Genomic DNA, 19720 nt, shown 5'->3' on the forward strand with positions numbered 1-19720 from the left:
CAGGCGACGCGGCGAAAACCATAACAACAGAGAACCCGATCATGGCACACAGCCCCGCCCCTGACCAAGGCACGGACACCACCCGCAACGCGCTGTACCGGCGTATCACCTTGCGGCTGATTCCGTTCATTTTCATCTGCTACCTGTTCAACTACCTGGACCGCGTCAACGTCGGCTTTGCCAAGCTGCAGATGCTCGACGCCCTGAAATTCAGCGAAACGGTGTACGGCCTTGGCGCCGGCATCTTCTTCATCGGCTACGTACTGTGTGGCCTGCCAAGCAACCTGGCCCTCAACCGCTTCGGCCCACGGCGCTGGATCGCGCTGATGATGATCGCCTGGGGCAGCCTGTCCACCTGCCTGCTGTTCGTCACTACCCCTGCCGAGTTCTACACCCTGCGCCTGCTCACCGGCGCTGCCGAAGCCGGCTTCTTCCCGGGTGTGGTGCTGTACCTCTCGCGCTGGTTCCCGGCGGCCCGGCGCGGCCGCATCATGGCCCTTTTCATGTCGGCGATCCCGGTATCGGGCCTGCTTGGCGGGCCGTTCTCCGGCTGGATCCTCGAACATTTCGCCGCCGGCCAGCACGGCCTGGCCGGCTGGCAGTGGATGTTCCTGATCCAGGGCCTGCCGACCGTGGCCTTGGGCGTACTAGCGGTGTTCCTGCTCAGTGACGGCTACCAGAAAGCCGCCTGGCTGAGCCCGGCTGAACGTCAGCTGATCGCTGCCGACCTGCAGGCCGATGCTGCAAGCAAACCGAGCACCACCAGCGACAGCGTGCTGGCCGTGTTGACCAACCCGCTGATCTGGACCTTCGGCTTCGTCTACTTCTGCATCCAGAGCGGCGTATACGCGATCAACTTCTGGCTACCCTCGATCATCAAGAGCATGGGCTTCGACAACCCGCTGCTGATCGGCTGGCTCAGCGCCATCCCGTACCTGCTGGCGGGTGTGTTCATGATTCTTTGCGGGCGCTCGGCCGACCTGCGCAACGAGCGCCGCTGGCACCTGGTGGTGCCAATGCTGATGGGCGCCGTCGGCCTGCTGATTGCGGTGAACTTCGCCGGCAACCCGAGCATTGCCATTCTTGGCTTGTCGATCGCCACCATGGGCGCGCTTACCGGTTTGCCGATGTTCTGGCCAATGCCGACTGCGCTGCTCAGTGCCGGAGCCGCCGTGGCAGGTCTGGCGATCATCAACTCGGTAGGCCAGATGGCGGGTTTTCTCAGCCCGTACCTGGTCGGGTTCATCAAGGACCAGACCGGCTCAACCGATGCCGCACTGTATTCGCTCGCGGCGTTGATCGTATTGGGTAGCCTGGTGGCCTTGCGTGTAACGCGAGCGGGTTCGCTGAGTACTGCACGGGCGAGTTGAGGCATTGGCGGGCTTGCCCACACCCACAGGTTTTCACGCCTGTGGGCGCGGGCAAGCCTGCAAAGAGGCCCACCCAATCCACACCCTCCACCGATCGTCAGCTCAACGCATCCCCTTCTCGCCCCAGGCGTCAAATGGTTCCAAAGGCCCCTTTGGAGAAGCCCCATGACCCAGTACGCCGTGGCCCGCTTGGCCCAGCTCGACGAACACCGCCCCCTGCGCGTGCAGGCCGGTAGCGAAGAACTCATCCTCGTCCGCCAAGGGGAGCAGGTACACGCTTATCAAGGCAACTGCCCCCATGCCGGGGCCCCACTCGACGAAGGTGTAGTCTGCGGTGGCCTGCTGGTCTGCCCTTGGCACAAAGCTGCGTTCGCCGTTGGCGACGGCGTGGTTTGTGAGCCGCCTGCACTCGCCGACCTGCGCCGCTACAAGGCGTGGATCAAGGGCGATGAAGTCTGGGTCGATGACCAGCCCCTGCCGGCAACCGAACCGCCCAGACACAGCGATGCCCGCTGTTTTGTGGTGGTCGGCGCCGGGGCCGCCGGCAGCGCCGCCGTCGCCACGCTGCTGGCTCATGGCTTCGCGGGCAGGCTGGTATGGATCGACCAGGAGCGCCAGCCGGCCTACGATCGCACAGCACTGAGCAAATTCGTGATTGCCGGGCAGATGCCGCCCGATGAGGTCCCCGCGCTGCTCGAAGCCGACGCCCTGCGCAAGGGCCAACTGCAGCGCAAGCACGGCAAGGTGCGCACCCTGAACAGCCAGAAGCGCCAGGTCACCCTCGCCGATGGTCAGCAGATCGATTACGACGCCTGCCTGCTGGCAACCGGCGGTAAAGCACTGCGCCCAGACATTACCGGTGCCGACTTGCCCGGGGTGTTCACCCTCCGCTCGCTGGAAGATGCTGCACAGTTGCTCGACGCAGCCGAGCCTGGCCAACCGGTGGTCATCGTCGGTGATGGCTTCATCGGCCTGGAGGCAGCCTCGGCATTGCGCAAGTATGGCTTGCAGGTGCACGTGGTCTCGCGCCACGAAGTCCCTCTGGCCCGACAGTTGGGCGAGCGGATCGGGCGCTGCATTCGCGCGCTGCATGAACGAAAAGGCATCACCTTCCACGGCCCCACCGAGGTCGAGCGGATCGAAGGCCTGGACAAGGTCGAAGCGGTGCAACTGGCCAATGGTGAACGGCTGCAGACCCCCTTGGTGCTGCTCGGCACCGGGGTAAAGCCCGCCACCGCGTTCCTTCAAGGCGTGCCGCTTGGCGAAGACAAATCGGTGAGGGTCGACGCAGAAATGCGCGCAGCCGACGGTTTGTGGGCCGCCGGTGACATCGCCACGTTCCCGCTCACGGGGCGCCCGGTGCGCATCGAGCACTGGCGCCTGGCCCAGCAACACGGGGTTATCGCCGCCGCCAACATGCTTGGCGAACAACGCCGTTATGCCGATGTACCGTTCTTTTGGACCTACCAGCATGGCCGTACCTATGAAGTGTTAGGCCATGCCAGGGACTGGAACCGCATCGAATTCGTCGGTGAGCCGGAAAAAGGCGATTTCGTTGCCCTGCAGTGTGTGGATGAGCGCGTCGAGGCCGTTATCGCCAAGGGTTACTCCGATGCCATGGCAACGCTGTCGCAACGCCTGAAGCGCCCCTTGAGCCTGCAGGAGGCTTTGGCGCTCATTGGCTGAGGGGCGCCTTTCAATGCTTCCCGGTTGTGTGTAAAACAGGTAGGTCAGCCGACTGCATAAGGACCCACGCGCATGATCTACCGCCCCCTCGGCCACAGTGGCCTGCAGGTTTCCGCCCTTACCCTGGGCAGCATGATGTTCGGCGAGCAGACCAGTACCGAGGATGCCCTGCGCATCATCGACAAGGCCTGGGACCAAGGCATCAACTTCATCGACACCGCCGACGTGTACAACGCCGGGCGCTCGGAAGAAATCGTCGGTGAAGCCGTGGCGCGCCATCGCCATGACTGGATCGTCGCCAGCAAGGTCGGCTTCGGCCCGGCCGACGGCCTGCCTAACCGCAGCGGGTTGTCGCGCAAGCACATCTTCAATGCCGTGGATGCCACGCTGACCCGCATGGGCATGGACTACCTGGACATCTACTACCTGCACCGCGAAGACCACAAGGTACCGCTGGAAGAGACCGTGCAGGCCATTGGCGACTTGTTGCGCCAGGGCAAGATCCGCTACTGGGGGGTGTCCAATTTCCGTGGCTGGCGCATTGCCGAGGTCTGCCATGTTGCCGAGCGCCTCGGTGTGCCCAGGCCGGTAGTCAGCCAGCCGCTGTACAACATCGTCAACCGCCAGGCCGAGCCCGAACAGCTCACGGCCGCCGCCGCCCATGGTCTGGGCGTCGTACCCTTCAGCCCGCTGGCCCGGGGCGTGCTCAGTGGCAAGTATGCGCCGGGCGCGGTGCCGGAAGCCGGTAGCCGAGCAGGGCGGCAGGACAAACGCATCATGGAAGTGGAGTGGCGCCAGGAGTCGCTGACCATTGCCCGGCAGATTCAGACGTATGCAGAGGCCAAGGGGGTGGGCATTGTCGAATTCGCCATTGCCTGGGTGTTGAATAACCAATGGGTCAGTTCCGCGATTGTCGGGCCGCGGACCGAGGAGCAGTGGGATACCTATGGCGGCGCATTGGCGGTGAAGATTACCGCGGAGGATGAGGCATTCATCGATTCGTTGGTAACGCCAGGGCATGCGTCCACGCCGGGCTTCAATGACGTGGCGCATTATGTGAGTGGGCGGCTGGCACGCAGCTGACGCATTGGGGAGCCCTGAGCCGGGCTCCCGGTCCCCCCTTTCCCCAATCACCCCGGTATCGTGCGCACCATTGGTTTTCCACCTCTGGAGCTGCAATGAAACTCTTGCAACCGCTGCAAATCGGCCCACTCACCCTGCCCAACCGCGTATTCATGGCCCCCCTCACCCGCCTGCGCAGCCTGGAGCCGGGTGATGTACCCACCGCGCTGATGGCCGAGTACTACCGTCAGCGTGCCAGTGCTGGGCTGATCATCACTGAAGCCACGCAAATCTCCTTCCAGGCCAAGGGCTATTCGGGCTCGCCCGGCATTCACAGCGCCGAACAGATCGCTGCCTGGAAGCACATCAACGAAGGCATCCATGCCGATGGCGGCCACAGCGCCGTGCAGGTGTGGCACACCGGGCGGGTGTCGCATACCTCCCTGCAACCTGGCGGCGAGGCACCCGTGGCCCCTTCGGCACTGCCGGCGGATGCACGCACCACCCTGCGTGACGCGCAAGGCAACCTGACGCGCGTGGAAACCTCCGCCCCCCGGGCGCTCAGCGAAGCGGAGATCGCTGGCATCGTCGCCGACTTTGGCCAGGCCGCGATCAATGCCTGTGAAGCCGGCTTCGACTTCATCGAGTTGCACGCCGCCCACGGTTACCTGCTGCACCAGTTCCTCACCCCCAGTGCCAACCAGCGCGAAGACCGCTACGGCGGCAGCGTTGAAAACCGTGCGCGCATTGTGCTGGAGGCGGTGGACGCGGCCATTGCCAACTGGAGCGCCGACCGAGTCGGTATTCGCGTGTTCCCGTTGGGTGGTTTCAATGGTGTGGACAATGGCGAAGACCAGGAAGCCGCCGGCCTGTACCTGATCCGCGAACTGGCCAAGCGCAACCTCGCCTACCTGCACCTGTCCGAGCCGGACTGGGCCGGTGGCAAGCCACTGCGTGACGAGTTCCGCCAGGCCATTCGCGCCGCCTACCCCGGGGTGATCATCGCGGCCGGTGCCTACACCGCCGAGAAAGGCGAAGACCTCATCGGGCGGGGTTTGATCGATGCCGTGGCGTTCGGGCGCGCCTACATTGCCAACCCCGACCTGGTGGAGCGTCTGCGGCTGCAAGCGCCGCTGAATGAGCACCGGGCGAAGTTCGATTATGCCAATGGGCCTGAAGGGTATACGGATTATCCGTTCCTGAAGCAGGCTTGATGCAAAAACGGGCGCTCTTGCGGGCGCCCGTTTTTTGTCGTGTCAGCCCAGTTCAGCCAGCGCCTGCGCGGCATAGGCGTGTGACCGCTGCCGCGCCAGGGGGTCATGGATGCGGCAGTCGATCATCAGCTCGTCCGCCCCGGTCTGCTCGATCAGCGAGCGCAGCCCTTCCCTCACCCGTTCGGGCCCTCCGGCTACGGTGCAGGCCATCACCTGATCGAGCACGGCGCGCTCGTGGTCCGGCAAGCGTTCGATGTAACCCTCTTGCGGCTTGGGCAGCAAGCCAAAGCGCCCGACATGCAGGTCCAGCATCCACTTGCGGTGGGAGCTGGCCAGGTAGTGCGCCTCAGCATCGCTGGCAGCGGCGAACAGGTTCATGCCAACCATCACATAGGGTTTGGCCAGTTGCGCGGAAGGCTGGAAGTTGGCGCGGTAATGGGCAATGGCTTGCAGCAGGTAACGCGGGGCAAAGTGCGAGGCGAAGGCATAAGGCAGGCCCAGCTTCGCCGCCAGGTCAGCACCGAACAGGCTGGAACCGAGGATCCACACTGGCACATCGTGCGCACCCGGTACGCCGCGCACCCGGCGTTTGCCGTTATCCGCCAGGTAATCACGCAGCTCGGCGATGTCCTGGCTGAAATCACGCTCTGGCGCGGCGCCGCGCAATGCCCGCACGGTCGGCCCGGACGTGCCTGGCGCACGGCCCAGGCCCAGGTCGATACGGCCTGGGTGCAATGTATCGAGGGTGCCAAACTGTTCGGCCACCACCAACGGCGCATGGTTGGGCAGCATGATGCCGCCAGCACCCACACGAATGTGTCGGGTGGCGTTGGCGATTTCGTTGATCACCAGCGACGTGGCAGCCGAGCCAATGCCCGGCATGTCATGGTGCTCGGCGATCCAGTAGCGGCTGTAGTGCTGTTGCTCGACATGCCGCGCCAGCTGGCGGGATTCTTCGATCGCGTCGGCGAAGGTCTTGCCTTCGCCGATCATGACCAGATCCAGTACGGACAGTGCAGTCATGGGGTCTCCAGAGGGATTATCAGTGGCTGCCAGTTTCCATGCTGCGCCGCCAGCGATAAACCCAATTTCAGGCCCGGCATAGGGGCCTGGCATTCCCCAATCAGTATTCCCAAGGCACGCCTGGCTCCCAGCTGGCCACCAACAAGTCGATGAAGCCGCGTACCCGAGGGGACAGGTGGCGCTTGCTTGGGTAGACGATGCGAATGGGGTCTGCCGGGGGGCGGTAGGCGTGCAGTACTTCCACCAGATTGCCAGCGCGCAGGTCGTCACCGGTGATATAGGTAGGCAGGTGAATCAGGCCGAAACCGGCCCGGGCGCCGTCAAGCATGGCTTCGGAACTGTCGATGTTCAGCCGCCCGGGATCTTCGCACAGGTGCAGCCCCGCTTCTGTGTGAAAGCGCCAGGGCATGGCCTTCTCGCCCGCCAGGAAGGCGATCTTGTCATGGCCATAGAGGTCGCCGGGCATCTGCGGTACACCGCGCTTCTCCAGATACGCAGGCGAAGCACAGGTCACGAACTGCTGCCAGGCGACGGTGCGCGTCAGCAATTGCGAATCTTCCTTGGGTGCACCGATGCGCACGGCGACGTCCACACCCTCTTCGACCAGATCAACGAAACGGTCGGTGAAGCGGATATCCGCCCGCAGTTCGGGCCATTGCTTGAGGTACTGGTCGAGGACCGGCAGGACATGGCGCTGCCCGAGCGACAACGGCGCGGTCAGACGCAGGGTGCCAGTGGGCTTGCCCCGGCGCAGGGCCATGGTGCTTTCGACCTCGTCCAGGTCATCCAGAATCTGCCGCCAGCGCTCGAACGCCACCAGGCCTTCATCGGTCAGGCTCAGCTTGCGCGTAGTGCGGTTGAGCAGACGCACCGCCATGCGGGCCTCCAGGCGGGCGATACTCTTGCCCACCGCCGAACGGGTCAGGCCCAGGCTGGCAGCAGCGGCGGTGAAGCTGCCGGCCTTCGCGGCGCTGACGAAGGCGGCGATGTCGCCGAAGCGATTGGGTTCCATGGTGTTTTCCTGACGCTGATCGAACCGCCATAGATGGGTGCAATTTCAGGCAATGCAAGGTTCCTGATCTATTGGGGCTGCCTTGCAGCTTCGGTTTGCCAGAGGTAGCGATCTGTCCAGTTAGCCAGCGGCAGCGGCGGCTGCTGGTCGACAATGCGTCGCCAGATAAGCATCAGCTCTTGAGCGTTGAACAGCGAGCCAGGCCCGCTGCCTCGCCACGCCGAAGGCACACCGACCATCCACTGCCCTTGATGATCGCGCTGAGCCATGTTGAAGCGAAAGGTGTAATTCCCCGGGATTCCCATGCGCAGGTCGGTGACCACCAGTGCGTCGCCAATCTGGTCATAACGCAGCCAGTCATTGGTGAACCAGCGCAAGCGCTGGTGCAACGGGTCATCGTTCAGTGCTTGCGCCAGTTCCAGGTTGCGCGACAAGCGTTGCATTTCGGGTGGTTGCTGGTCGAGCACGCTGCTGATGCCTTCGTAGTAATCGCCATCCGGGGTCTTGGCCAGCACCCGCCAGACCAGGCTGTTGAATGCCATCGGCACGGCACGCACCTCGCTCACGACGATACCTTGCTGGTCCAGTGCCGACTGGAAGCGCTGTTCGGCAGCCATGCGCCCCGCCAGGCCGAAACCCAGGTAGCAGGTACTGAACACCAGGGCCATGGTCAGCAGGCGGGTAGCCCTGCGGGTCACGCCCTTCATGAGGGTGAAGACCACCGCAGCCAGCAGCGGCACGGTGTAGACCGGGTCGATAATGAACACCGCCGCCCAGCTTTCCGGGGTGGTGTGCAAAGGCCAGAACAACTGCGTGCCGTAAACCGTGAAGGCGTCGAGCACCGGATGGGTTACCAATACCAGCCAGAACGCCAAAAAAAGCCTGGGCAAGGTATACCCCTTGCCGGGCCAGCGCCTGTTGACCAGCCAGGCCAACAGCAAGGCCAGGCCGGTGAGCACGAACAACGAGTGGGAGAAGCCGCGATGATAAGTCATCTGCGACACCGGGTCGGCATAGCGAATGATCACATCCAGGTCCGGCAGCGTGCCCAGTGCTGCACCATACAGCAGCGAGCGTCGGCCCTGGATGCGCCCGAGCACGGTCCCTTGCAGCGCCGCGCCAAGTACGGCTTGGGTGATGGAGTCCAAGGTGGGGATTCCTGAAAGAGTCGTTTCCGCACGCTACCCCCATACACCCCTGATGCGCAATTCTTCTGGATGGCTCAGAACAGCTGCCAGGTGTACACCAGCGTCAGGCGGTTCTCGTCGATATCACTGCGGTAGTTGGAGCGCGCCATGGCGTTCCTCACCCGTATCCCCAACCCTTTCAGTGCCCCGCTCTGCACCGCATAGCCGATATCCAGATCACGCTCGCGATCACGCCCTTCGTAACCCAGCCCGGTATCGACATTGTTACCGGTTATGTAGCGCACGGTCGCTGTCAGGCCCGGCACGCCCATGGCGGCGAAGTTGTAGTCGTAACGCACCTGGTACGAGCGTTCGTCGGTGTAGGCAAACTCATAGGTCGGCACCTCGTTGCCCAACGGCGAGATGTTGGCGAATACCCGTGGGAACGGGCTATCGCCATAAATGCCCTGGTAGCCGGCATGGAAGCTGTGCCCGCCATGCCGGGCAGTGAACAGCGAGAAGAACGCCTGGTTGTCGATGTTGCCCAGCAGCGCATCGCCTTGCTCACGCGCGGTGAAATAACCCAGGTTGGCGCTGAGTACCCAGTCGCCGACGGGTTTGCTGTGCTTCAGGCCAACAAAGCCTTGTTGGTAGATGTCCTCCAGCTGACCGTACCAAAGGCTGACGCTGCTCTGGTTGGCATTGAACGCATAATCCCCACCCACGTAGTTGAACGCGTCGCTTTCGGCCTGTCGCATCGGCACATGGCCGAGCATCGCGTTCATCTTGCCGTCGCCACCTTCGTTGCGCAGGTGGGTGCTTTTCAAGTGCCCGGCCTGCATAGTCAGCCCGTCGATTTCCGACGAACTCAAACTCACGCCCTGATAGGTGGGTGGCAACAGGCGAATATCACTGAAGGTCAGCACCGGCAGGTTCGGTTGCAGTTCACCTGCACGCAGTTCGGTTTTTGATATCCGGGCCTTGAAGGTCGGCGCCAGGCGGCTGTACTCGTCGGCAGCGCGGCCGTCGCCATGCACCGGCAACAGGCCGGTGTTGGTGCGGTCTGGACTGCTGTCCAGCTTGATGCCCAGCAAGCCCAGGGCGTCCACGCCAAAACCGACGGGGCCCGGGGTGTAGCCACTTTTGAAGTCGAGGATGAAACCCTGGGCCCACTCCTCGGCCTTGGACTGTTTGTTGGCCCCGACAATGTCGGAAAAATCGCGGCTGAAGTAGTAGTTACGGGCACTCAGGGTGGCCTTCGAGTCCTCGAAGAAGCCGCCTTCGGCAGCCAGCAGTGGCTGGCTGAGCAATGTCAGGCCCAGGGCAACGCAAGGGGTGTGGTTCATTCCGAAGCTCTCTTGATCTTGTTTTTATGGGTAAAGCGTTGGAAACACGGCAGTTCATGGGGTACGGCGCAGCACCTCCCGGGCACGTGGCTGGCGCAGCCTCAGCAGCGCGTGCGCCAGCAGGCCGAACAGCAGCCCCCAGAACGCTGCCGACAGGCCCAGAAAAGCCACCCCCGAAGCGGTGACCAGGAAGGTGAACAGCCCGGCGTCGCGCTCGGCCGGTTCTGCCAGGCTGCGGACCAAGGCTTCGCTGATGGCGCCATACAGGGCCAAACCGGCCAGGGCAGCGATCAGTACGGCGGGAAAGGCGGCGAACAGCGACATCAAGGTGGCCCCGGCAATGCCCAGTAGCAGGTACAACGCACTGCCAGCCACCGCCGCCACATAACGCCGTTGCGGGTTTTCATGGGCCTCATGGCCGGTGCACAGGCTGGCGGTAACCGCCGCCAGGTTCAGCCCGTGGCAACCGAACGGCGCCAGTAGCGCTCCGATCAGGGCACTGGCGCTGATCAGCGGGCTGGCCGGCGTGGGGTAGCCAGCGTTGCGCAGTACCGCCATACCCGGCATGAATTGCCCGGTCAGCGCCACCAGCACCATCGGCAGCGCCAGGCTGAATACCGCCGCCAGGCTGAACTGGGGGGTGATCCACTGAGGTGAGGCCAGTTCCAGCACAAGTGCCTCGCTGCGCAACGTACCGCTGGCCACGGTCACCAGCATGCCCACGCCCAGCACCGCAGCCACTGCATAGCGCGGCTGCATCCGACGCATCAGCACGTAGGTGACGAACATCGCCAGTACCAGCAGCGGTTGCACCGGCAAGGCGCGGAACACCTCGATGCCAAAGCTGAACAGGATCCCGGCCTGCATACCGGCAGCGATAGACCCCGGCAGTCGCGCGATGATGCGGTCGAAGGCCCCGCTGATGCCGATCAGCAGCAGGACCAGGTTGGCCACCAGGTAGGCACCCACGGCCTGCTCCAGGCCCAGTTGCGGCAAGGCGGTGACCAACAGGGCCGACCCCGGGATCGACCAGGCGATCACTACCGGCACGCGGTAGCGCAGGCTGAGCAGCACACCGAGTACGGCACTGCCCATGGACACGGCCCAGACCCAGGATGACAACTGCTGGTGCGACAGGCCGGCCGCTTCGGCGGCGTGGAAAATGATCACCAACGGGCCGGCGTAGGAGATCGTAGTGGCAATGCTGCCGGCGACGATGGCCGACACAGAGCAATCCTTGATCAGCGTTTTCATGTAGCTTCTCGCAAGGCAGCGGCCGGCCTTTGTGGCGGGCTCTTGTTTGGGTGTTGGCTGTTTCGCGGGCATGCCCGCTCCAACAACGACTGCACAGGCTTCACCTGTGCGGGCATGCCCGCGAAACAGCCCACGCGGTGGATCAGGCCTCCTGCAAAGCCCGCGGCCGCCCGCTGCGCTGCTCATCGGCACCGCCCTGGGCCTGCTGCAACTGGAAGTCGAACTTCAGCTCGGCATGCCGACCCTCCGACCCTTCGACGAACACCACCTCCCCGACCAACCCATCCCGTGTGGCATAGGCAAAGTCATCCCACAGGTACTTGTCCCCCGACAGGTTTATCTGCGTGGTCAGGTGCCGGTAACCTGGCGCCGAGATAAAGAAGTGCACATGCGCCGGGCGCTGGCCATGACGGCCCAGCAGGTCCAGGCATTCCTGGGTTGGCCCCTGCGGGTCGCAGCCATAGCCCGATGGCACGATGGAGCGCGCACGGTAGCGCCCCTGGGCATCTGTAACGATGCGCCGACGCAGGTTGTACGCCGACTGGCTTTGGTCGAAGAACGAGTAGGTACCACGGGTATTGGCATGCCACAGGTCGACCGTGGCACCCGGCAGCGGATGTCCGTGCGGGTCCAGCACCTGGCCTTCCAGGAACATCACCGTGGCCACGCCCTCCTCGCTGCCATCGTCCATGCGCACTTCACCTTGGGCAATCGGTGCGCCAGCCACGTACAACGGGCCTTCGATGGTGCGTGGAGTACCGCCAACGCGCCCTGCCTCCTGGTCCTTGGCATCCTGCAGCAGGTCGAGGAAGTGTTCGATGCCCAGCCCCGCCACCAGCAGCCCGGCTTCGCCGCGACCGCCCAGGCGGTTGAGGAAGTCGACGGCGTGCCAGAACTCGTCTTCGCTGATGTCCAGGTCTTCGATCAGCCGCGCGGTATCCTGCAGCAGGCGCTGCACGATGCGTTTGAGGCGTGGGTTGCCGGCCGCATTACCAAAGCCTGCGGCCTGCTCGAAGAACTGCTGTACCTCGGCAGTATGGGAAATGTTCACGGTCATGGGGGTTACCTCGTCTTGTTCTGTTCGGTTCAGGCCTGCGCCGCCAGGGTCTGGGCGTGGCGCCGACCACTGGCCAGGTGCACGGCCATGGCCAGCGCGGCGATGGCGCCAGGGATGGCGAAGGCGATGAAATTGAGTTGCAGTGGCAGGTTGATGCCCATCAGCGCACCGCCCAGCAGCGGGCCGACGATGGCGCCATTACGGCCAATGCCCGAGGCCCAGCCCAGGCCGGTAGAGCGCACCGACAGGCCGTACATCTGCGCAGCGCCGGCGTACAGCAGAATCTGCGTACCAATGGTGGTGGCGCCGGCAATGAAGATCAGCAGGTACAGCACCGGCATCGGGCTGTTCACCCCCAGCAGGCTGATCGACAGTGCGGCGGCAATGAAGAACGCCACCTTCACCTTGACCAGGTTGTAGCGGTCACCCAGCCAGCCGCCGAGGATCGCCCCGGCCATGCCGCCAAAGTTCAGTGCCAGCAGGAATGACAGGCTTGAGCCCAGGCTGTAGCCGGCGTTGGCCATCAGCTTTGGCAGCCAGGAACTCAGTGCATAGACCATCAGCAGGCAGCAGAAGAACGCAACCCACAGCGCCAGGGTGCGAATCGCCAGGCCATTGCGGAACAGTTCCAGCACCGAAGCGCCGCTGCCTTTGCGGTCGGCCGCCTGAAGCACATCATCGGCCTGGACATCGCAGTCCGGGTCCAGGCGTTTGAGCAGTGTGCGTGCTTCCTCGATACGGCCTTGGCGCACCAGGAAGCCGATGGATTCAGGCAGGTAGTAAAGAATCACCGGTAACAGCAGCAGTGGCACCGCTGCGGCGAAGAACATCGACTCCCAGCCAAAACGCGGCAGCATGAAGATGCCGACACCTGCCGACAGCATGCCGCCCAGCGAATAACCACTGAACATGATCGCCACCAGCGTGCTGCGCAGGCGCTTGGGCGCGTATTCGTTCATCAGCGCCACGGCGTTGGGCATCAGGCCGCCACAGCCCAGGCCGGCGATGAAGCGGTAGATGCCAAACTCGCTCGGGCTGCTGGCAAAGCCGTTGAGGATGGTCGCCCCCGAGAACAAGGCGAAACAGATGGCAATGCCCTTCTTGCGCCCGATGCGGTCGGCCAGGCTGCCGAAGGCCAGGGCGCCGAACATCATGCCGAACAGCGCATAGCTGCCCAATGCACCAGCCTGCAACGGGGTCAGGCCCCACTCTTTCATGATGACCGGCAGTACCACACCGTAGATGAACAGGTCATAGCCGTCGAAAATCAGCAGCAGGCCGCACCAGGCCATGACCATCCAGTGAAACGGGGTAAAGCGCGCATTGTCGATGATCGGGTGTACATCAAGGGTTCGCATGGCATCTGTCGCTCTTGTTTTTGTTGTGGAAGAAAGCTTTTGCCTTGAGGTTGCGGTTCAGCCCAGGTCGCCGCCTCCTACCGGCAGGGTCACGCCGGTGATGTACGAGGCTTCGTCGGACGCGAGGAACAGAATGGCCCCCACCTGCTCGTCGATGCTGCCGTAGCGGTGCATCAGGCTGCTGTCGAGGGTCTGGTCGACGATCTGCTGGTACCAGCGCTTTTCCTGCTCGGTCTGCTCTGCACTGTTGCGCGGTACCCGCCGGGGCGGTGCTTCGGTGCCGCCGGGCGCAGTGGCGTTGACGCGGATGCCCCGGCCGGCGGTTTCGAAGGCCAGGCAGGCAGTGAGCGCGTTGACGCCACCCTTGGCTGCGCCGTAAGGCACACGGTTGACGCCGCGGGTAGCGATGGACGAGACATTGACGATGGCGCCACTGCCACGTTCGAGCATGTACGGCAGCGCGGCGTGGCAGCACCATAGGGTGGGGAACAGCGAGCGGCGCACCTCGGCCTCGATCTGCTCGACTTCATAGTGTTCGAAGGGCTTGGCCCAGATGGTGCCGCCTACGTTGTTGACCAGGATGTCCAGGCGGCCATGGGTTTCCACCGCACTGGCCATGACCCGGGCGCAATCGGCGTGTTGTTCCAGGTCGGCGGTGAGGGTGAGCATGCCCTCGCCAGCCAGTTCGTGGACCAGCTCGGAACGGTCTACCGCGACCACTTGCGCGCCTTCAGCCTTCAGCCGCCAGCACACGCCCCGGCCGATGCCTTGGGCGGCACCGGTGACCAGGGCAACCTTGCCTTGGAATCTGTTGTTCATATGTAAATCTCCAGTTCGCGAGAGACCCTGTGGCAGCAATTGTCTTGCTCAAAGCCGGAAGGGCTGCGCGATCACTGTGGGAGCGGGCTTGCCCGCGAACACGGGCGAAGCCCGTGCCATCCACCGTGCAGCCTGCTTCGCGGGCTCGCCCGCTCCCACAGGGTCGGCGTATTGCTTTGAATCAGGGAGCGTCAGGCCGCAGCCGCAAACTTCTCGTAGTAGAAGTTGGCCGGGGTAATGCCCTGCTCACGCACGTACTGGCTGACCGCTTCCACCATGGGTGGCGGGCCGCACAGGTACACATCCACATCGCCGTCATTGAGGTGGCGTGGCTCGATGTGCTGGGTGACATAGCCCTTCTGCGGGTACTGGCTGTCCGGGTTGGCGACGCAGGCGCTGTAGGTGAAGTTGGGGATACGTGCCGCCAGCGCTTGCAGGCGGTCGAGTTCGACCAGGTCAAAGTCGTTGGTCACGCCGTAGATCAGGTGCAGCGGGTGCTCGCTGCCCTGCTCGGCGATCTTCTCCAGCATCGCGGTGAACGGTGCCAGCCCGGTACCACCGGCCAGCAGCAACAGCGGGCGCTGGATCGGCCGCAGGTAGAAGCTGCCCAACGGCCCGGCCAGGCTCAGGCTGTCGCCGGCTTTGGCAAGGTTGGTCAGGAAGCTGCTCATCAGCCCACCCGGTACGTTGCGGATCAGGAAGCTGACTTCGCCGTCCTTCTGCAGCGAGCTGAACGAGTAGGCCCGGCTCTGCTCGCTGCCCGGCACCTTCAGGTTGACGTACTGCCCCGGGAGGAAGGCCAGACGGCTCAGGGCCTCACCCTTGATCGACAGGGCAATGGTGCTGACCGACAGTTGGCGCACATCGCTGATGGCGGCCTCGAAAGTGGCCTGCTCGGTCTTGCACAGCTGCGACGAAGCCGGGATGCGGATGACGCAGTCGCTTTCGGCACGCATCTGGCACGTCAGCACGTAGCCTTCGGCGATTTCGTCTTCGCTCAAGGCGTCTTCGATGAAGTTGTCGCCAAGGTCATAACGACCGGACTCAGCCTTGCACTTGCAGGTCCCGCAAGCGCCGTCGCGGCAGTCCAGCGGAATGTTCATGCCTTGGCGGTAAGCGGCGTCGGCCACGGTTTCCTGACCGGTGGCCTCAATGAAACGGGTAACCCCGTCTTCGAAATTCAGTGCGATCTGGTAGCTCATGTTGCACCTCGCGGGCGAGCCGGGCCACGGCGCGTCACAAGACGCACCGGGCAATGCTCGAAAAACCCAGTATCAGATGTGGTAGATGTCGATGACCTGGCGGACGTAATCGTTCTTCAGCACCACCTTCTTGGCTTTGATCAGCGGCTGCTCGCCGCGCAGGTCGAGGGTGTAGAAGCTGGTGCCGAAGTAACTGTCGGTGGTCTTGTAGCGGAAGCTCAGGGTGTGCCAGTTGAAGCGCACCTGGCAGCTGCCCTCGCCCTGCTCGACGATCTCGATGTTGCTGATGTTGTGCGAGGTGCGGGTGTCGGGCACGGTGGCACTGGAGCGCTCGGTCTTGATGCGGAACACACGGTCTTCCAGGCCGCCACGGTTGCCGTACCAGATCAGCGAGATTTCGCTTTGTGGGTCTTCGGTGAGGGTGTCGTCATCGTCCCAGCTCGGCATCCAGAAGCTGGCATCGCTGGCGTACAGTTCCAGCCACTGGTCCCACTGGGCATCGTCCAGGTAGCGCGCTTCGCGGTACAGGAAGTCGCGCACGGTTTCATACAGGCTCATTGCACGGCCTCCACGGGGATCAGCTGCTGTTCGTCCTTGAGGGCCTGGATCATGGTGTCCTGCCAGTACTTGTGCTGCAGCACGAACAGGCCTTCGTCCTCGGTGCGCACGCCCGACAGCAGGGGTTCGAGTTCAATCTCCCTGGCCGCCTCATCGGCGCCTTCTACCCAGTGTTTGGCGCCACGGGACATGTCGTTCCAGCCAGTGCCGCCACCATAGCCGGTCTGGCACGAGCGGAATTCTTCCAGGTCGTCCGGGGTGGCCATGCCGCTGACGTTGAAGAAGTCTTCGTACTGGCGGATACGCTTGGCGCGGGCATCGGCGCTCTCGCCTTTCGGCGCGATGCAGTAGATGGTGATTTCGGTCTTGTTCACCGAAATCGGCCGGGCAACGCGGATCTGCGAGCTGAACTGGTCCATCAGGTACACGTTGGGGTACAGGCACAGGTTGCGCGAGTTTTCGATCATCCAGTCGGCGCGCGCCTGGCCGAAATCAGCGGCCAGCTGGTCGCGGCGCTCATAGGCCGGGCGGTCTTCCGGGTTGGCCCAACGGGTCCACAGCAGCAGGTGGCCGTGGTCGAAGGAATAGAAACCGCCGCCCTGCTTGGCCCAGGCGCCAGCACTCATGGTCTTGATCTCGTCACCCGCCTCGCGCTGCTTGCGCTGGTTCTGGGTGGCGGCGTAGTTCCAGTGCACGGAGCTCACGTGGTAGCCGTCAGCGCCGTTTTCGGCGGTGAGCTTCCAGTTGCCTTCGTAGATGTACGAGCTGGCACCGCGCAGCACTTCCAGGCCTTCAGGCGACTGATCGACGATCATGTCGATGATCTTCGCTGACTCGCCCAGGTGCTCGACCAGCGGTTTCACGTCGGCGTTCAGGCTGCCGAACAAAAAGCCCCGGTACGACTCGAAGCGTGCCACCTTGGTCAGGTCGTGGGAGCCGTCGCAGTTGAAGCTGTCAGGGTAGCCGGCGTTGCTGGGGTCTTTCACCTTCAGCAGTTTGCCGCTGTTGTTGAACGTCCAGCCGTGGAACGGGCAGGTATAGCTGGAACGGTTGCCGCGCTTGTGCCGGCACAGCATGGCGCCGCGGTGGCTGCAGGCGTTGAGGAAGGCATTGAGCTCACCGTCCTTGTTGCGCGCGATGAAAATCGGCTGGCGCCCCATGGTCAGGGTGAGGAAGTCATTCTTCTCGGGGATCTGGCTTTCGTGGGCCAGGTAGATCCAGTTGCCCTCGAAGATGTGTTTCATCTCCAGGTCGAACAGCCGTGGGTCGGTGAACATCTCCCGCTTGCAGCGGTAGATGCCCTTTTCACGGTCGTCCTCGAGCATGGCATTGAGGTAGTCGAATCCCAGGGACATGGCCAGGGTCTCCCTTGTTATTGTTTAGACCTGGTCAGGTTAGGGAGACGGCTGGCGGGGGACTATCCGGATTGTGCAGAACGTTATCCAGATTTACGGATGTTCGGTACTTTTTCGGTCGCTTGAGAAAATGGCAATGCTTCAAACAACTCGCGCTTTTCTAAAAATCCTTTTGCAGCTATCAGGTGTCGATCAACCCATTGTTTGATACTTAACACCTCCTGCAATGTCTCCCGGGCTGCTTGGGTATCCACCGGGAGACGCTCCTTTTCAAAGTGCTTTACTGCCAGATCAAAACGATTTGCTCTGCTTTGGAGCCAGCCAGCAGCTCGCTTTAGTCGCTGTACGTCATTTGGGTGCCACGATTGGTTTCTTTTGGCGTGTTTTATCCTGGCTGGGAGGGTACTGTCGAATTCATCCACTGCCTTCTGCACACCGAGGGTTTTCAAGGCCGGAGCTTTTTGACCCCACTGATATGATGCAGCCGAGCGAAGTCCCCATCGCTTGGTAAATAAACCGCCCGCAATGAAGCTACTGGGCGGATAGACAACGGGACCACTTGGAACGTGACCACTTGGATCCACTATGTTCACTGGATCACCCTTGCAATAACAATACGCATTGCCCCCCCCATCACCGAACGGGCTCAAGCTGTCTGGCGCATTGAACCGCATCAGCACCGGGCTGAATGCGCGATATCCATCGCCCAGCAAATAGTGCCCCGTGAGAGTGTCTTTCCGCTGGCCGGTGAATCGCAACAACGCTGATGCATCAGTATTTTGGCTGTCCCAGCCATACGCCGTGTAGTGCATCCGGTTCGTTGCATTTCGCCCAATGCATCCCTGAACCGAGCCTTGTAGATCCGCTGCGTAAAGCGCTGCCTGGACATCATCACGCTGCGCCAGCGTCCGGCCTGCTGCTCGCACCAAAGCCGAAGCTTCTGCGCCAACATATTTGACCAGCGAAAGTCCTTCGGGAGCGTAGAAATAAATTTGTTTCTGCGACTGCTGCATGGCTGTCACCATTCGTCCGGCATAGAACTAATGGTGGTTTAAGAGCAAAGCGCTCGCAACTGGCAGAAATGCCAGGTCTACAAGCCAAACGCCGTCACGCGCGCCGCTTGAATGTCTGTGAAGGCAACTCGCCAAACTGCTGCCGATAAACCTCGGAAAACCGCCCCAGATGAAGGAAACCGTAATCCAGGGCCAGTTCCGTCACACTGCGCACGCCACAAGTAGGGTCGCTCAGGCAGGCATGCACCCGGTCCAGTTTCCGCTGGCGCACGTAATGCTTGGGCGTGGTGCCCAACTGCTGATCAAATAAGGCATATAACGAGCGCAAACTCATGCAAGCCTGCTCCGCCAGCACTTCAGCCGACAATTCCAGTTTCAGGTTGCGTTCGATGTAATCAAGAATGCGCTCTAGCCCGGCCTGCGGGGCACTCAGGCTCTCGCGGCGGATATTGGTGCTCATCAGAGTCAGCAGCTTGCTGGCGACAATCTGGCTGTAATGGCCCTGCACTCTTGGCAGCGAATCGCTCACTTCCGCCTCGTGGCAAACCATGGCCAGCAGGTTCACGAAGCCATCCAGCTCATCCAGCCGGTAATGATTGCGCAAGAACCGCACACCCCCATCAGGCCGCTGCCAGCGCTGCTCATCGCAGATCGAGTCCAGCAGCCGGGTCGGCACCTTGAGGATGAACTTCTCGCAGTCTTCCGAGTAAGTCAGGTCAACCGGGTCGTCCGGGTTGATCAGCAGCAATTCGCCCGGCACCAGGTGCTGCTCGCGCTTGTGCCCGCGCCACAGGCAGTTGCCATTGAGCAAGACTTGCAGGTGGTAGATGGTTTCCAGCGCAGGCGACGTCACGCGAACACTGCCGCCATAGCTGATACGGCACAGGTCGAGCTCGGCAAACTTGCGATGGCTGAGGCTGGCCTGGGGGTGGGTAGTACGGGACAGACCGATGCAATGCTGGCCTACATGCTGGTTCACATAATCGGACACAGCGTAAGGATCGGCGTGGTGAAACACGCTACTGCGCTCGCTCAGCAGGCGGCTTTCCATAGGCAAGGCACTCGGTATCGTTATTGTTCTGGTCGCCGCGCCCTACCGCCTTGTGGGCTGTGGTTGCGGTCATCACGGTCATTCTATCGGGCTGGCAGCGCGTCGCAGGGGCAGGCGACAGCCGGCGGACAGGGACACTACAGCAAAAAGGCGGGGGTTGGGCAATGCAACGATGGGATTGGCTGGGCGGATAGCGGACAGGTCCGGCGTCAT

The 19720-nt window shown here is 62.8% G+C and carries 17 protein-coding genes; 4 read left to right on the plus strand and 13 right to left on the minus strand.

Annotation, left to right across the window (positions count from 1 at the left end):
- Positions 1 to 41 precede the first annotated feature (41 nt).
- The 4 genes from AC3RCM_RS13835 (at position 42) to AC3RCM_RS13850 (ending at position 5332) form a co-directional block, all read left to right on the plus strand.
- A complete protein-coding gene (locus AC3RCM_RS13835) occupies positions 42 to 1370 on the plus strand; it encodes an MFS transporter (protein ID WP_129931719.1) in 1329 nt (442 codons plus the stop codon).
- Positions 1371 to 1535: 165 nt separating this feature from the next.
- Entirely contained in the window at positions 1536 to 3056 is a 1521-nt protein-coding gene (locus tag AC3RCM_RS13840) for an FAD-dependent oxidoreductase (RefSeq protein WP_492628948.1), read from the plus strand.
- Positions 3057 to 3128: 72 nt separating this feature from the next.
- Complete coding sequence (locus AC3RCM_RS13845) at positions 3129 to 4139, plus strand: aldo/keto reductase (protein WP_198746919.1); 1011 nt, start codon at positions 3129 to 3131, stop codon at positions 4137 to 4139.
- A gap of 95 nt (positions 4140 to 4234) precedes the next feature.
- Positions 4235 to 5332: an alkene reductase gene (locus tag AC3RCM_RS13850; RefSeq protein ID WP_129931716.1), complete on the plus strand. Its 1098-nt coding sequence runs from the start codon at positions 4235 to 4237 to the stop codon at positions 5330 to 5332.
- A 42-nt stretch (positions 5333 to 5374) separates the two neighbouring features.
- On the opposite strand, the gene AC3RCM_RS13855 is transcribed toward AC3RCM_RS13850, so the two are convergent.
- From AC3RCM_RS13855 to benR, 13 genes are all read right to left on the minus strand, one after another.
- Entirely contained in the window at positions 5375 to 6355 is a 981-nt protein-coding gene (locus AC3RCM_RS13855) for an LLM class flavin-dependent oxidoreductase (protein ID WP_064491972.1), read from the minus strand.
- Between the two features lie 100 nt (positions 6356 to 6455).
- Positions 6456 to 7367 carry a LysR family transcriptional regulator gene (locus tag AC3RCM_RS13860; RefSeq protein WP_064491971.1) on the minus strand — a complete coding sequence of 304 codons (912 nt, stop codon included), beginning with the start codon at positions 7365 to 7367 and terminating at the stop codon, positions 6456 to 6458.
- A gap of 68 nt (positions 7368 to 7435) precedes the next feature.
- Positions 7436 to 8515 carry a metal-dependent hydrolase gene (locus AC3RCM_RS13865; protein WP_492628949.1) on the minus strand — a complete coding sequence of 360 codons (1080 nt, stop codon included), beginning with the start codon at positions 8513 to 8515 and terminating at the stop codon, positions 7436 to 7438.
- A gap of 74 nt (positions 8516 to 8589) precedes the next feature.
- Positions 8590 to 9840 (minus strand): OprD family porin, encoded by a 1251-nt coding sequence (locus AC3RCM_RS13870; protein ID WP_047602859.1) that lies wholly within the window; start codon positions 9838 to 9840, stop codon positions 8590 to 8592.
- 54 nt (positions 9841 to 9894) lie between these two features.
- Positions 9895 to 11094 (minus strand): benzoate/H(+) symporter BenE family transporter, encoded by a 1200-nt coding sequence (locus AC3RCM_RS13875; RefSeq protein WP_492628950.1) that lies wholly within the window; start codon positions 11092 to 11094, stop codon positions 9895 to 9897.
- A gap of 142 nt (positions 11095 to 11236) precedes the next feature.
- On the minus strand, positions 11237 to 12151 hold the full coding sequence (gene catA, locus AC3RCM_RS13880; protein ID WP_064491967.1) for a catechol 1,2-dioxygenase: 915 nt from the start codon (positions 12149 to 12151) through the stop codon (positions 11237 to 11239).
- Between the two features lie 29 nt (positions 12152 to 12180).
- Positions 12181 to 13509: an MFS transporter gene (locus tag AC3RCM_RS13885; protein ID WP_064491966.1), complete on the minus strand. Its 1329-nt coding sequence runs from the start codon at positions 13507 to 13509 to the stop codon at positions 12181 to 12183.
- A gap of 57 nt (positions 13510 to 13566) precedes the next feature.
- On the minus strand, positions 13567 to 14328 hold the full coding sequence (locus AC3RCM_RS13890) for a 1,6-dihydroxycyclohexa-2,4-diene-1-carboxylate dehydrogenase (protein WP_010954051.1): 762 nt from the start codon (positions 14326 to 14328) through the stop codon (positions 13567 to 13569).
- A gap of 191 nt (positions 14329 to 14519) precedes the next feature.
- On the minus strand, positions 14520 to 15530 hold the full coding sequence (gene benC / locus AC3RCM_RS13895; protein WP_010954050.1) for a benzoate 1,2-dioxygenase electron transfer component BenC: 1011 nt from the start codon (positions 15528 to 15530) through the stop codon (positions 14520 to 14522).
- A 72-nt stretch (positions 15531 to 15602) separates the two neighbouring features.
- Positions 15603 to 16088 (minus strand): benzoate 1,2-dioxygenase small subunit, encoded by a 486-nt coding sequence (gene benB / locus AC3RCM_RS13900; protein ID WP_004374327.1) that lies wholly within the window; start codon positions 16086 to 16088, stop codon positions 15603 to 15605.
- Positions 16085 to 17443: a benzoate 1,2-dioxygenase large subunit gene (gene benA / locus AC3RCM_RS13905; protein ID WP_064491965.1), complete on the minus strand. Its 1359-nt coding sequence runs from the start codon at positions 17441 to 17443 to the stop codon at positions 16085 to 16087. Before benA ends, benB begins: the two co-directional genes overlap by 4 nt.
- 83 nt (positions 17444 to 17526) lie before the next feature.
- Positions 17527 to 18456, minus strand: coding sequence for an RHS repeat-associated core domain-containing protein (locus AC3RCM_RS13910; protein WP_232968545.1), 930 nt, complete (start codon positions 18454 to 18456; stop codon positions 17527 to 17529).
- Positions 18457 to 18550: 94 nt separating this feature from the next.
- Positions 18551 to 19507 (minus strand): benABC operon transcriptional activator BenR, encoded by a 957-nt coding sequence (gene benR, locus AC3RCM_RS13915; RefSeq protein WP_274139687.1) that lies wholly within the window; start codon positions 19505 to 19507, stop codon positions 18551 to 18553.
- Positions 19508 to 19720: the final 213 nt, after the last annotated feature.

The organism is Pseudomonas sp. GW823-FHT05G12 (genome assembly GCF_058795575.1).

What these genes read in the sequence shown, in the direction of transcription:
- AC3RCM_RS13855 (WP_064491972.1), bottom strand. Translation starts at nt 6,355, where the DNA reads ATGACTGCACTGTCCGTACTGGATCTGGTCATGATCGGCGAAGGCAAG.
- AC3RCM_RS13840 (WP_492628948.1), top strand. Translation starts at nt 1,536, where the DNA reads ATGACCCAGTACGCCGTGGCCCGCTTGGCCCAGCTCGACGAACACCGC.
- AC3RCM_RS13870 (WP_047602859.1), bottom strand. Translation starts at nt 9,840, where the DNA reads ATGAACCACACCCCTTGCGTTGCCCTGGGCCTGACATTGCTCAGCCAG.
- catA (WP_064491967.1), bottom strand. Translation starts at nt 12,151, where the DNA reads ATGACCGTGAACATTTCCCATACTGCCGAGGTACAGCAGTTCTTCGAG.
- AC3RCM_RS13910 (WP_232968545.1), bottom strand. Translation starts at nt 18,456, where the DNA reads ATGCAGCAGTCGCAGAAACAAATTTATTTCTACGCTCCCGAAGGACTT.
- AC3RCM_RS13885 (WP_064491966.1), bottom strand. Translation starts at nt 13,509, where the DNA reads ATGCGAACCCTTGATGTACACCCGATCATCGACAATGCGCGCTTTACC.
- benC (WP_010954050.1), bottom strand. Translation starts at nt 15,530, where the DNA reads ATGAGCTACCAGATCGCACTGAATTTCGAAGACGGGGTTACCCGTTTC.
- AC3RCM_RS13860 (WP_064491971.1), bottom strand. Translation starts at nt 7,367, where the DNA reads ATGGAACCCAATCGCTTCGGCGACATCGCCGCCTTCGTCAGCGCCGCG.
- AC3RCM_RS13835 (WP_129931719.1), top strand. Translation starts at nt 42, where the DNA reads ATGGCACACAGCCCCGCCCCTGACCAAGGCACGGACACCACCCGCAAC.
- AC3RCM_RS13890 (WP_010954051.1), bottom strand. Translation starts at nt 14,328, where the DNA reads ATGAACAACAGATTCCAAGGCAAGGTTGCCCTGGTCACCGGTGCCGCC.
- benR (WP_274139687.1), bottom strand. Translation starts at nt 19,507, where the DNA reads ATGGAAAGCCGCCTGCTGAGCGAGCGCAGTAGCGTGTTTCACCACGCC.
- benB (WP_004374327.1), bottom strand. Translation starts at nt 16,088, where the DNA reads ATGAGCCTGTATGAAACCGTGCGCGACTTCCTGTACCGCGAAGCGCGC.
- AC3RCM_RS13875 (WP_492628950.1), bottom strand. Translation starts at nt 11,094, where the DNA reads ATGAAAACGCTGATCAAGGATTGCTCTGTGTCGGCCATCGTCGCCGGC.
- benA (WP_064491965.1), bottom strand. Translation starts at nt 17,443, where the DNA reads ATGTCCCTGGGATTCGACTACCTCAATGCCATGCTCGAGGACGACCGT.
- AC3RCM_RS13845 (WP_198746919.1), top strand. Translation starts at nt 3,129, where the DNA reads ATGATCTACCGCCCCCTCGGCCACAGTGGCCTGCAGGTTTCCGCCCTT.
- AC3RCM_RS13850 (WP_129931716.1), top strand. Translation starts at nt 4,235, where the DNA reads ATGAAACTCTTGCAACCGCTGCAAATCGGCCCACTCACCCTGCCCAAC.